This window comes from Halovenus rubra, assembly GCF_026586665.1.
Classification (GTDB): Archaea; Halobacteriota; Halobacteria; order Halobacteriales; family Haloarculaceae; genus Halovenus; species Halovenus rubra.
The window spans coordinates 40,051-53,858 of the sequence record NZ_JAODIY010000016.1; the positions used below are offsets into that span (position 1 = coordinate 40,051).

A 13,808-nucleotide genomic window follows, 5' to 3' on the forward strand; every position below is an offset into this window, starting at 1 on the left:
CCTGTATTCCGTCTTTTAAATAACACTACAATTTTCCACCTGGTCACTGAAGTAGCCATATGCTCGTTGACGAGGAACACATCATCGAAGAAATCGAGATTGAGGAGCGGGAACTCTATGGCGACTTACCGGGTGTTCACCTGCGGTACAACCATACTGATCCAGACATCATCAGAGACGGGATTGATTTCGTCGCTGTCATTGAGGAGTCAGAGGAGGTGTATCGCATCGATTACAGAGGGTATGCCTTTGGTAGCATGCGAGTGACAGCGGATGGTGTCGAACAACTCGGGAAGGATCTACTCGGTAATCCCGATCCCATCCCGAATTGGACGCTGAAGCCAGAGACTGTCGATGCTGACAATTTGCCATGGTGGGTGCCGGAGGAGACGCCTATCGCCCCGACAATCTCCTGTGAAGTGTGTGCAGATGAAATTTCCGTCCGCGACGTTCTCACACCCCAGCGACCCCTATTGGAAGTTGAGGCTGATATGCTTTGCCGCGACTGTTGGGAGAGGCATTCATAAGGGGTGACTGCAGCATCTAGAGGTCGCCTGCACCGACCAATAGTGGGACAACTGCACGATGAACATCAGACTTCTCCGTCTCGGAAGATCCACCTTCGAGAAGTTCACGAAGACGAACCCGCTCATGCCGAATCATTGCCTTCCGAACTTCACTACTGGTTGCGACGCCTGCTCCCGCGTCGAAGGCAGCATCAGTCACAGGAACTGGGACAAGATAGTCAAGGTCTGCCAGATCAGTCGCGAGGTGGCTGAACGCAAACTCGCCCTCGTCGCGCTCGTAAACGCCTGCAAGCTTGGCTGAACTGAGAAATTCAGCTGAGTTCGATTCTGAATCGATAAGTTCGAATCCGAATACGAGCCAGCTGCTGGTCGGGTCGTTTACCTGTGTCGCGGCAGTCCGGGCTACTGAGAGCGCATCATCCATAACTTCGTGCCACTCTTGTGATTCAATCTCACCAAGGGCATCGAGGAACGTTTTTGTCTTCCCAGGAACCTCTTCTGCCAAGTGTGTGAGTGCAATCGGAACCGAAAAATCTGGGCCAACTGCAGTCACGGGGACAGAGAGGTTAGTGTTTTCGAGCGATTCCGGATGCACGAGAACGAGTTCCCACCGCCGATAGCGTTCTTCAACGCTCGCGTCAATGTTGGTGAGAAACTCTGCCTCCTCCAGCGTTGGGTCGGTCGCGAACCGAGCGTCCTCGAAAGTCGGCTCAACCATGAACTCCGCGTCGTCAAAGGAAACTTGATCCGTGAACTGGGATTTCGAGAAGTTGGGGGTGCCGGTGAACAGCGTGTCGTCGAACCAGACTTGTCCCTCGAACGTACTGGAGCGGAACAGTGCTTGGCTGTTGTACTCTGTGCCGGTGAAGTCAGCATCTCCTTCGACTGTTGCGGAGAACTGGAAGTGCTCGAACGCAGTATCTGTACAGTCCAGGTCACCCTCGATAGTTGTGCCAGCCATCCAGGTTGATGTCTCGGTGTCGTCAACGTTCTGATACTGCAGATCGCTCTCAAAGTGGACGTCCCGAAGGTGCCCCGGGCCGTTCAGTGTCGCATTCGAGAAATCTGCAGTTCCTGCGATTTCGGCGTGTGTGAACCAGACTTCGTCGTCAAAGACCGCCGTTGTCGCTGAGAAGCGTCCATTGGAGATCACCATCGACGCGAAGTCGGCTTTCCCCCCGATTTCAGCTCCATCGAGAATGACTGGTCCCCCTTTGACGCGCACGTCTTCGAACTGTCCACTCTCTTCAACTGTCAGCTTGCTTCCTTGGAGGTCTTCGCCGACCACCATGTGATCACAGTTGAGCTCACCACCGATGTGTGTCTTCTCAAGGGCAAGCGAGCCAGTGATGGATACACCCACGAAGTCAACGTTCCCGTCAACCGTCATCCCAGTCGTGTCGAAGTCACCTTCAACAGAGAGCATCGTTGCGTCGATATGCCAGTCGAAGGTCGTCCCTGCGAGGACGAATGGGCCGTCAATCTTACCGCGCGCGAACTTGAGCGAAGACGCGAACGAGCCATCTTCGAAGGTCACCGGTCCTTCGACGGTAACATCACGCCAGTCGACGTATTGAGCGTCGACATTGTTGGCGACGATTCCTCCCTTGACGGTTGCACCCTGCCAGTACAATCCCTTCTGGAGTGCGGTGTCGACAAGACTGACTGGACCCTCGAAGACGGTATTCTCCGCCTTGAGTTCCTGCATAATTGTTGCACCATCGAGGATCACTGGAACGGTGATTCGTGCATCAGTAAGGTCAACGACCCCGTCGATAATTGCGCCCCGCAGATCGAGTGGGCGTTCGTCTGGCGTCGTAATCGTCTCGCCAGCGAGGTCAAGCCCGGGCAGGTACGCGCCAGCGAAGCTGTTGTGCGTTGGGCCTTCTTCGAGAGCTGTCAGAAACGATTCAGTGGCCTTCTCCCGCGGGTACTCCTTGTCGACGCCATGGAACAGACACGTTTCGACATCTGCCGCCGGGAGAGTGTGCGGACACTGGACGGTCTCCGGTGGGCGTGATAGTGAGATGATATCGGCAGGTTCTGTCTCTGTTAGGTGTTCGTACTCGTATGAGCATTGTTGTTGTTTGTTTGTAACCATAGAATGAATTGATTGTCTACCTACATAAAGCTGGATTCAATTCGAATGTATTCGATGGGTTTAATTCCTCACATTAGATTGTTGATCAAAAAATGCGCCTTCCGCACTTGGGTTCTTGCTCTAATTGACTGTAGTCAGTATATCTGGATTTCTGAGTTACTCCACGGGAGTAGTTTTGAGAATATGTGACTCAAGCTCATCCAAAAAATCCGAATCATATTTTTTGTGGACATCATTAACGCACCATAACCCAGATTTTCGTATTTTCTCATTTGGGCTATATTTCCCTAACCAAGTTGATGATCTCGGATCAATTGCTTCTTTTTCAAAATTACTCAATAATGCGATAAGATTGCGCTCAAGATAATTTCGACTTTCGGCAGTATTGACATTTATCCACAAGAAAGGCAACTCGCGTATATAGTTACTCACCTGTTCCTCAAGCAACTGCTCCTCATCCCGTGTTTCCGGAACAGCAGAATCCCCGGCGCCCCACTCCGGAAAATCAGAATGTAACCCATCTCGTTCTATCAGCGCTTCTCCTATGTGTAAACGAAATCGTGAAGCTCGATGACGGCCCCCTCCTGGATAGTTCCCAGTTAATGGTCCACGATGTTGATATAAGCGGTCCCACAAATCACCCGATTTTCCAGTTCTAGTTATCCTTTGTTGGGTTGTTTCTTCGCGTTCTGTATTTGAAAAGAAAAAATAGATTCCTTGATCTGGCCAATTCAGATAGCCATCACAATTTTTGAGTTTTCGTTTTCCGTTCACACGCTCCTCCAAGAGTTCAAGCAGATTATAAAGTCTCTCTATATCTTCTTTTCGACCCATATTTGAGGTATATAGTTAGAACGTATTAAATATTTCAAATAGAATTTGGATCTCCTCAAATTCACACGATAGCCGAGGATTGACATGAAATTGTTTTGTACATTCGTCTTTAGCTACGCTGGACAAGCCGCGTGAAGGCTGCTCTGGCAGAGTGCTGATCGGTGTAACAGCTGTTCATATCAGACGCCAAAGTAGCTCTCGACCCTCCAAATCTGAATCTGGATCTATTACGCCGCTGTCTCCCGATTGGAGCTTTAGCTAAAGACGATTAATTGTTTTGTATTATAAATTCATCCGCTAATCTGTAGCAGTGAATACTTCGTTGTCAAGTACCGCCGCTTTGCGCTGATTGACGAGAACGACGGCTAGTTCGTGAGCCGGCTGAAGCCGAACGCCAACCCGGAGATAGCGGCGGAGTTACGGGAATGGCGTGGCGACGCCATTCGCTTAACAGACGAGCAAATCCAAGATGTCGTGGACGACCACCACCGAGAGTACATCGATGTGAAGGTCGAAGCGACGTTTCAGCGACGCGAGTACGCGGGCACGCAATCGTACGATAGCAAGACGTTCCGCGTCGTCGGCGTCCTCGTTCCGGACGCCGACGACTACATCTGTACATCACAGATCACCCGAGAGAAGAGTTTCTACCAGCAGTCTAGCGACAATCTATCGATGTCGGTGGGAGGTAGAACTGCTGTTTCGTGAGCTGAAGACGCAGTACAAACTAGATGAGTTCGATAAGAGCAAGACGTACATCGTGGAGACTCTGCTGTACGCAGCGTTGCTGTCGCTGTTAGTAAACTGTAATCTGTCGGCACTGGTCACCAAGCGAACTGACGATGAGATCGTGTTTCCGCCCGAGCGTAGGGCGGCGATCTTCCGGTCGCACGCCCAACTCACCCTCTCTGAACTCGGCGAGTATCTCGGCTATTCGCCACCGCCACTGCTGGAGCGGTTGATCGAAGACGCTCAGAAAATCCACCAGCAACGACCGATACTGCAAGAGACGCTCTCTACCGCCACACAACCGAGAGGTGAAGCCTAAGTAAAGACAAATGAGTGCAAACTATCTATTGCGACAGATTCAGGATTCGACGCCCGAAAAGGAGCGTCCTGTGTGGAATGGCGCTTTTTCGGGGTGGGGCAACCGCCCATCCTTTCCCCCTACCACTGATAACTCACCAATAATCCTCCAGTGAGGGGCGTAGACCAAATATAAAGTGGGTCGGTTTAGTCTACCAACGTATGACCCTCATATCCGATGGAGGTGACGCTCCTCTCTCATCGTTGTCTGGACAACTTTCGCCAGACGAGGTCAACATGGATCTAACGATGTGCGGTCTCCTTGTTGATCGGGCTGAGGAACTGGCTCAGCTCTATGCAGACCAAGGGAACTGGAACGATGTAAAAGAGATCTGGTTCAACGAGCGCCTCTCGAATCGGAGCACACGGGGAAGCTCCCAGAAAATTTTCCGGGTACTGACATCGCGTTTCAAAAATGCACCGACAACTCTCCCGAAACCGAGTGTTCTTCCCCAGGTGTTTGACCAGTGTGACACGACCCGAGACAAGGCACAAATCCTCTATCTGTATCTTATTTCTGATGATGCCTTGGTTCGGTACGTCGTCCACGAGTACAGTGCTCGTTTAGCTCGGGGTGAGCCAAATCCACTGGATTTCTCGAACGAGACTCTCTCAACAATCCTTAGCAACCTCACCTATTCCGATGGCAGCAGCTTTGATTATGCAGAATCGACGACGGAACGGTGGTGCGAAGGGATTCGATCTGTTATGCGTGAAATCGGGGTTCTCGATGGACAACAAGCGGTAGAAGGAGATCCCTCGTCAGTAGGAACTATCCCACTTCTTGTCGCATTGGACTATTCGTTTGAGACGGGTGATGAAGACTGGATTACAGCCCCTAGAGGATTGCTATACCTTTTCCAACCGGAGCAACGCTGGGAAGAACTGTTCGACCGTGCTGCAAACACCACCGCGTGGGAATATATCGAACTTCACGGAGATCTAGACTTACGCCCCAGTGAAGAAACGTATTCGTGGCTTCAAAATGGAGGTGACAGTTGATGGTCGATGCGAGTTGGTTTGAAGACCTTCCAGACGATTTCGAGGAATCGGTCCGCATCGACAGGGATGAACGCGATCATCGCAAGCGCGCAATGCAGTCATATCACGTAACGTCGGACTCTCAACGCTTCATTCGAGACTTCGTCGACCGGATGCTTGGCCAGGCGGATGATATGCGTACTGGGTCAAACTACTGGCTCTACGGCTATTACGGCAGCGGAAAGAGCCATCTTCTGACTGTCCTCGACGGATTGCTTGATACCGATTGGCTCGAAGGACAATATAACGATGTCTGGGGTGACCTTACGCAAGTAACAGAGGATTCCAGTGTGGACCAATTGCGTGACAATTGGCGGAATATCCACGACGAATATTATGTCATCCCCGTCTCGATCAATCTTCTGAAATACCAGGGGCAAAAGCAGCGGAGTTTCAGTGAGATCGTTCTCAGACACGCTCATCAGGACCCCGATCTGACTGGTGTTGACGACGAAATCTCGAATGGACTCTCCTCACAGCTTGATGTCGCCTATTTCGAGAAGTGGTTCCGGACGACCGATGTATGGCCCAACCGCCAGACTCGTGCACAAGAGGTGCTTGAAACAGTCACTGCCGAGAGCGATGGGTACGACTGGGATTCGGAAAGCCTGTGGAAGGATATCCAGAGCTACAATGCGCTCGCGGATGTGGTTCTACCAAAACTCTTCGAGGAGGTGAATGAAACCCGTGATGGGTACACGGACCTCAGACCCTCGGATATCGATCCAGAAGAAGTGGTGACACGGCTGAATCAACTGCGTGAAGAACGGGAGGAAGAGTTAGGGACACCGGTGAAGTTGGTGTTGCTTCTCGACGAGGTGAGTCTCTTTATTGGGACGGACTTCGAGCGCCTGACTGAACTCCAGACGCTCGCGGAGAACATCGATGATATCGGCGATGGCGATATTCAACTCGTCGCGACAGCACAAGCCAAAATTGAAGACGTCCAACCGAAATTTGCCGCTCACGGAGCCGATTTTAGTATCGTCAAAGACCGTTTCCCGCACCGCTACCAGCTACCCAGTAAACACGTTGGCAACATCGCAAAGCGGCGTCTGTTCGAGAAGTCCGACCAAGGCGAGGCCCGAGTTCGTGAGGTACTCGAGGAGGCCTCGGTAAAACCGACCGAATCCCTGGTTTACAACGAAATCAAGCAGAATACGAAACCGCCACTCGACAGCATCGACGATGAAGAGCTCGTTGAGTTCTATCCATTCCTTCCCTATCACGCTCCTCTGTTCCTCGAAATACTGTTCAATCTCAGACAGGAAGCCCCTGACCCCGCAAAATCAATCTTCTCGGGGACTGCGCGTGCGATTCTTGCACTCATGCACAATCTCCTCCAGGGTTGGGTTGAAAACGGATATCCCGACCACGTCGTCACGCTGGTCGATTTCTATGAACTGATCAAACCAGAGCTGGAGGAGACCCTCGAAAAAGACGTTCGAGTTATCGGAGAGCTACCCGACGATGACGAGGGTGAGGAGAATAGGTCGCAAAAGGGAGGGAGAAGTATTGCAGACGAAGTCGCAGATGGCAATCTGAAAGCGTTCGATCTCGACGTGGCGAAAGCCGTGTTGTTGCTGCAGCACGTCCACGATATCGTCCCACTGAACGAGGGGAACATCGCCGTCTCCGTGATGTCTGACCTCAACGGTCGGTCGTGGATTAGCACGCAAAACCGAGTCGAAGAATCGCTGGGGAGGCTCCAGAAATTCATCCGACCGACTGAAGACGAATCTGGTGCCAGATACCGGTTCGCCACACAAGAAGAGCGACTCATCTACGATGAGACCGAGGCAAACGAGGAAGATCCAGACTGGGATGCTATTCTCCACGCATTGGACGAGCATCTCTGGGAGCGAATTATGCAGGATCTTTCCCTTCCGGAGTCCGTTCCGTATAGTGAATCCGGTGACGAATATCCCGTCGCATATGAATTTAGTCTCGACGGTGTTGGGTTCGAGACAACCAGGGAAGCCAAGGGAGGTCTAGAAGTCTCCACTGCAGTGCAGGGTGTTCATCCAAGCTATTCGCCAGACAATGGGGATGAAGAAACTCTTTACTGGGAGATCGATACTGACGGACTCGACGACCTTCGGAAGCACATCGTCGAGTGGTGGGCGCTTCGGGACGCGATCTCGACACACACTGCCCCACCTGCTGTTGAACGAGATCTCGACCGGCGGGCTAGTGCTGTCAGAAGCAAACTCGTCAGCGCGATGCAGAGCGGTTCCTACACGGTGAAAGATCGAACGAACATCGGGACTCTCACGAAAGCAGTACAAACTGCGGTCGATGTCGGATATCCGGACGACTTCCACCCGATGATGCTCCAAGTGACCGACGACCGACTGCAAGAACTCGCCGAGCTTTCCACTGAAGATCCGCTCCCAGCATGGGCGCATACAATACAGGTCCCCTCCTCAGATCCATCCGCGAGCCACGGAAAGAAAAGCATTCAGCGAAATGTATTGTCGCTCACTGGCCGGCAGTTGAAGGACAAAGAGGACGGTCTCAATATGAATACGGTCCTGGATGGAATTGCTGATGAAAAACTATTCTACGATGAGGCCCGCCCTGCATTGCGTGCTATCATCTGGGGATTCTGTCGAGAAGGTCGGCTTGTTCCTGTCGACGAAGACGGGAACACGCTCGCAAATGAAGTCGTTCTCGAGCAAAACCAGCTATCGACGACGAGACTGAAACTCCTTCCGCGTGAGCCGATCGGTAATCTCCTCGAAGAGGGTGATTTCAAGCAGACCACAGAGACAGTCGCTGATGGACTTATCAATCTCCAGGAAGCGAATACACAGCTCCGTTCTGCGCTCACTGGTCTCCAAGAGGACGTCCAATTGGTTGCAGACACGGATATCCATTCGGACGCTGTCGCTGGCTTGCTTGACGCCCTCGTCGACGAGTTATCAGAACGCATCGATGCAACCTCCGACCGTCTTGCCGTCGTCAGGTCCCAAGGAGACGGACTTGGGGATGCGATTGAACAGACTAACGCCGGACAGGAATGGCTCAACGAAGTCGTAGATGTCTGGAATCGACGGCTCCTATCGCTCTACCACTACGACGTTCAGCTGGTAGTCGGCGACAGTGAGTTCGAATGGATCGACGAGAAGGCGCAGTCATTGGTCGCGGAGCAGCGTGATACTCTCCATGCGTTCGATGGGAGCTGGTGGACGACAGATGGGTGGAAAGTCCTGGTTGGGGAGACTGCCACCGACTGTAGCGCCGAACTCCAACGCTCTTGGAACGAGTACGTCGATAAGCACGGACTCGCTACATTCGTGGAGCGGCTGGAGGGACATCCGTGGGTTGTTCCTGCAACGGAACTCCCGTCGAGTGTGCATGTCGCCTTCGAGCGGACCTACATCACGCCGCTTCGTAAGCTTCGAAGCTGGTACGAAACCGTAGACGAGGCAGTCACAGCACTTGACTCAGATGACGAAGATACGCTGGCCTCGGTGGCAGATAATATCGCTGGTGTGCAACCTCGAACAGACGCTACCGAAGATGACATCGGCGTACTCGAATCTAGACTTGATCGTCTCTCTGCAATCGTCGACGATCGGACACCCGAAGATGTGGATCAAATCGGGGTTCTCCCGGACGACCGACAGGGAATTGATCAGCGCCTCGAACGTCTCGTTGAGAGCAGAGAATTGGACGTAGAGCAGGCTGATTCGGGGGTGATCATCCGATGACTGACTCTCCATATCTCGCGTTCAAAAAGAAGCTGTGTACGTTCGCTGATGGACAAGCTGGAATCCGAAATCCATTCGTGATCGCAGCGGTCGATCCATCAGTCGAACATAGGGTTGCAGACCGACTCAGTGAATGGGCGACGGGCACAGGAGAACCCCCAAATGTTGACAAGGAGGTCACGGTCCAACCGATTTGGCTCGACGAACTCCTCCCGGAGACGAAGGTCTACAATCTCTCGGTCGCATTGGGTAGCGAGACGACTGCTGAGCGTATTGAAGAGACGATGCAAGATCGTTTGGCGGAGGAACTCGTCGAGGAGATGATTACGAACAAGATTGACGACGACGGACTGGAAACGCAACAATACGTCGTATTGCTCCTTAACCTAGGGAGTCTCTATCCGTTCACCCGTGCGTCTGAACTCCTTGATGAACTCGACCGTCGCAATGTCAGGTCCACTATTGGAATTCCGTTCCCCGGCGATGTCGTCGGCGGGAAATTGAGTTTCTTCGGCGGCAACTCACGGCATTACTATCCAGCACATCAAATTGACGGGCGGATTCTGGAGGTGCATCTTCAACAATGAGTATCAAAGAGCTATTTCGTAGCGATCCAACACGGCAACTCGAAGAAGTCCAGAAAATCAATGCACGAGAGCAAGCTGAGACTGATGTCGCAGAGTTCCATGAGACTGAAAGTGCAAAGCGTGTGCTCACAGAACTTGGAGAGGTCATTCAAACCCATCCCGGAGAAGCAGCACGCTTTCTCTATCTCCATGCGACCTTCGGATCGGGGAAAACCCACCTATTGAAACTCATCGGACTCGTCGCAGACAGTGAATCAGAATTCGCATATCTGGGTGATGAACTCGCTCAGCAGTGGCCCGGATTCGACAACCTCGCTCGCTCGATCGACGACTCACACGTTGATCGACTCAAGCCAGTTTTCCTGAATCTCCTTGATCGGGACGCCTCGAAAGAACCGCCGCTCCCATTCCTCATCTTTGAGGCGATCGGTCGTGAACTCGGCTATCCGACAGACCCGAATTGGTTGCTCGAGTGGGTCTGGACCGTCGATATGGAATACGACGGTGTCTGGGAGGCACTTCAAACCGAGGAGTATAACATACGGGGCGACAAGATGTCGTTCGAAGAAGTTCTCGAGGATCGAGGAGGACTACAAAAGTGGCTCAAAGGTGTTCTTCCAGGACTCAGCGAGACAAGCGGAACGCCACTCGCTACCGCTGCTGGGGTCAGTGACTCTATCAAAAATGCGAAATCGGAGGTGGATCGCGAATCTTTCGATCCGAAGGAATTGGTCGACCGGGTCAACACGGTTACTGAAGCATTGAACGAAGACGGCCCACACACGGAACTCCTCCTGGGTCTCGACGAGGTGGCTCTATTCGTCGGTGACAGTCGCCATCGCTACCGCGAGTTCGAGGAGACGATGGAAGCGCTTCAACACGGTCCCAACCCCGTCGTCGTCACGACCGGCCAATATTCGCTGCCAGCAACACGAGAGAGCCTCATCGGTGAGCCGTCGGACGATCACTGGTCACACCAGCAGATCCCACTCGAAGGCGCAGACACAGAGATCATTGTCCGGAAACGGTGGTTGCAGAAGGACAGTTCGGGCAGTGATCGGGTATCATCACTCGTTTCATCGATGCCCGATCTGTCGCTGGAAACGTATTCGCCAGTCGGCAGCGCTGATCCGAATCCGGTTGAGTCGTATCCCTTCCGCGAGTACGATCTCACTTTGCTCCGAAAGGTGATGCAGGAGTTGATCACTCAGGGGAGAGAGACGAATCGAGACTACATCCAGGGACGAGCGCTGCTCGTGTTGGTTCGGTCGCTGTTCACGAAGTTCGATTGGGCAACAGCCGAGGAGGGTGCTCTCGTCACGTGGGACGAACTGTTCGACCTCCTTGTCGAGGAGACGACGTATGTCCCGCTGTGGGTGCAGGAGATGCTGGACAATACGTTGATCCCGACATTTGACGGCGATGAGAATGCCTGGGAGGTCCGCGTATCGAAAGCTCTGTACCTCCTCAACCAGACCCCAGCTGTTCCAGCAACACCGGAGAACCTGGGTCGGCTGATGTTCGACGACGTCGATTCCTCTGTCGATGAAAGCGTCGAAGAGACCGAGTCCGCGTTGAACACGCTCGTCGATAAGCGAAAGGTGCTCACGGAAACGAACGACAAAGGTGACGAAGTATACACGCTTGTCTCGGAAGAACAAGAAAGTATTCTCAGCCGAGCCCAGACCAAAGCCGAACAGATTTCACCTCATCAGCTGTCCGCGTGGTTAGAGACACGACTCAGAGAGAACGACGGCTTCTTCCGGAGCGATACCAGTCTTCACGAGGAGGATGTCGGTGACGAACGGCTCGTCCCGCTCCGGTACGAGTACTCTATTCTCGACCCAGTCGGTCGGGCTCCAACGACGGAATTCGATGCCGTGCGTATCCGGGTGCTGGCAGACGATCCGGAGACGGTTACTGATCAAGTCGACACGTGGAAGGACGTAAACGACGGCAGAGCTGGTGGAGAACACATACTCATCGCAATCGAAGTGCCCGAAACAACGCTCGACAGGATTCGGAACGTCCTCGGTATGGAGAAAGTCCTCGGCGATGAAACGGAGACACATGAGGAACTCGAACGAGAACATCGAACCGACAAACGTCAGCTAGAGTCTTCAGTGACTGATCTCCTTGAGAATGCATCAGTCCACACAGTTCACGAGTATCATGGTGAGCGTCCGAGTGCCCTCGAAGAAGTCGTTGAAGACCAAGTTCAGTCCGTGTTTGGGTCGACTCGGAAGGTCCTGTCCCGCCCACTCGTGGAGGTCGACGATGCGAAGGAATTAGCGAAGTTCTTCAGAGGGAGCGGTGATTGGCCGCTGGCCGATAGCGATGAAGTCATGTTGGGCGTAGATACCTCGAATCGGGCAATCGGTACCAGTGGCTGGTGTCGGGAGTTCATCGACGAATACGAACAACAGAGTGCAGTTGACGTCGAAACCTTGCTCCAGCAAACCCGCACTGCAAACGGTGACTATCGAGGGACGCCCCAGGAGTCAATCGCAGCATTGCTCATCACACTCGCAACGTCCAACGAGAAGGTTGCTCTCAAACAAGACACCGACTACGTGACCGACCCAGCAGCGATCGGACGCCAGGTGCGTACGAAGGGCGGTCTCACCTCGTTGCAGGTGCGGTTCGGCGTCGATACGATCAATCCCAAGGAAATCCGCAGGGTCGTGTCGACCATCCTCGGTCACAACCCGGAAGGCGACGACCCGGACGCATGGGTCAACGAACTCGCTACCTGGGTCGACGAAAACAGCGTCCTTGTCAAACGAACGTTTAAGCGCGTCTCTCGCGAGTTCGATGTGTCCCTGGATGCACTCGAAAGCGCATTGTCGCCAGCGTACAGTGGTGGCGAGATTACCACTTCGGACCTCGTTGAGGATGGCGTCAAATCGGATGCTGAGACGTTCGCTGACGCTTGTGAACTCTTCGCCGCAGAGGATGGAGAGAAAACGCTCTGGGAGCAGTTCACCGAGACCCTCGAATTGCTCGAGGAGTGGTATCCCAGTGCGACGATCACGGACCGGATGCAGACAACTGCTGAGAGTGGATCTGTTCCGACGAAGTCGACTATTACTTCACGCCTTGCGGATGCAACTGGCTACCGGGTTGACGAACTTTCCGAGCAGTACCGTCGAGTAACTGGAAAAAACACCGACACCACAGATCCAGATAAAATCTGTTCAGAGCTGACTGACTGGCTCCGTGAGAATAAGTCGGAAGTCAAGACTCTCCTCGCAGATGGCACAGCAACGTTTGACGGTGTCTCATTCGATGACTTACGGTCGGTATTCGAGGTCGCTTGGAGCAACGATAAGATCACGGAAGAGGAGCTGGTTAGCTCGTCTACGTGCCAGCAGGCCGAGGACTACGAAACGGTTCGTGACCTTCTCGATGGTGATCCGAGCCCGTGGTCAGATCTACAGGCTGCTCACGATGATCTCCAAGCAAACTACTCGGAGTCTCCAACGACGGAGTCGGTCGCAACAGTGCTGGATTCATTGCGACCGCCATCGCTTCAGCGAGTTCAGCAGCTCATCGAGGAAGCGAGGGATCCGCGAACGGGCGGTGGTGCTTGGGCGGAACTTCAGCGCGTTGCCGAAGAGCTTCGGCAGGAGCTTCCGAACGCTTCTGTCACTGACGATGTGACGGGATTAGTCGACGAAAATGACCGCCCGACAGAGGAGCGCGCGACAGAACTCCTTGGCGAAGCGGAAGAATTGTTGGCGCGTATCCGGGAAGTTAGGGATGCATTAGACGATGTTGACGATGGAAGTATCATATTGATCGAGAAGTAATCAGCAGATGACTACGCGGAGCATAATATTGGGTCGTAAGAATATTTAGGAGTTAGCTTACGACCAATCGTATTTTTGTCAGTAATTCGCCATCCTCATCGTTG

Annotated in this window: 7 protein-coding genes and 1 pseudogene; 6 read left to right on the top strand and 2 right to left on the bottom strand. The window is 53.0% G+C overall.

Going from position 1 to position 13,808, the window contains the following annotated elements; all coding sequences use genetic code 11:
- The first annotated feature begins 59 nt into the window (after positions 1-59).
- Complete coding sequence (locus N5098_RS14400) at positions 60-527, top strand: hypothetical protein (RefSeq protein WP_267638581.1); 468 nt, start codon at positions 60-62, stop codon at positions 525-527.
- A gap of 16 nt (positions 528-543) precedes the next feature.
- On the opposite strand, the gene N5098_RS14405 is transcribed toward N5098_RS14400, so the two are convergent.
- Positions 544-2,628, bottom strand: a complete 2,085-nt coding sequence (locus tag N5098_RS14405) for a pentapeptide repeat-containing protein (protein WP_267638582.1) — start codon at positions 2,626-2,628, stop codon at positions 544-546.
- Positions 2,629-2,784: 156 nt separating this feature from the next.
- Positions 2,785-3,462, bottom strand: coding sequence for a GIY-YIG domain-containing protein (locus N5098_RS14410; protein WP_267638583.1), 678 nt, complete (start codon positions 3,460-3,462; stop codon positions 2,785-2,787).
- A 327-nt stretch (positions 3,463-3,789) separates the two neighbouring features.
- On the opposite strand from N5098_RS14410, the pseudogene N5098_RS14415 reads away from it, so the two are divergent.
- The 5 genes and pseudogenes from N5098_RS14415 to N5098_RS14435 form a co-directional block, all read left to right on the top strand.
- Positions 3,790-4,510 (top strand): annotated as a pseudogene (locus tag N5098_RS14415) (transposase); the annotation flags it as partial.
- Between the two features lie 200 nt (positions 4,511-4,710).
- Positions 4,711-5,550, top strand: a complete 840-nt coding sequence (locus tag N5098_RS14420) for a BrxA family protein (protein WP_267638584.1) — start codon at positions 4,711-4,713, stop codon at positions 5,548-5,550.
- A complete protein-coding gene (locus N5098_RS14425) occupies positions 5,550-9,305 on the top strand; it encodes a DUF6079 family protein (protein ID WP_267638585.1) in 3,756 nt (1,251 codons plus the stop codon). The genes N5098_RS14420 and N5098_RS14425 overlap by 1 nt, the downstream gene beginning before the upstream one ends.
- Positions 9,302-9,892, top strand: a complete 591-nt coding sequence (locus tag N5098_RS14430; RefSeq protein ID WP_267638586.1) for a BREX protein BrxB domain-containing protein — start codon at positions 9,302-9,304, stop codon at positions 9,890-9,892. Before N5098_RS14425 ends, N5098_RS14430 begins: the two co-directional genes overlap by 4 nt.
- On the top strand, positions 9,889-13,704 hold the full coding sequence (locus N5098_RS14435; protein ID WP_267638587.1) for a hypothetical protein: 3,816 nt from the start codon (positions 9,889-9,891) through the stop codon (positions 13,702-13,704). The genes N5098_RS14430 and N5098_RS14435 overlap by 4 nt, the downstream gene beginning before the upstream one ends.
- Positions 13,705-13,808: the final 104 nt, after the last annotated feature.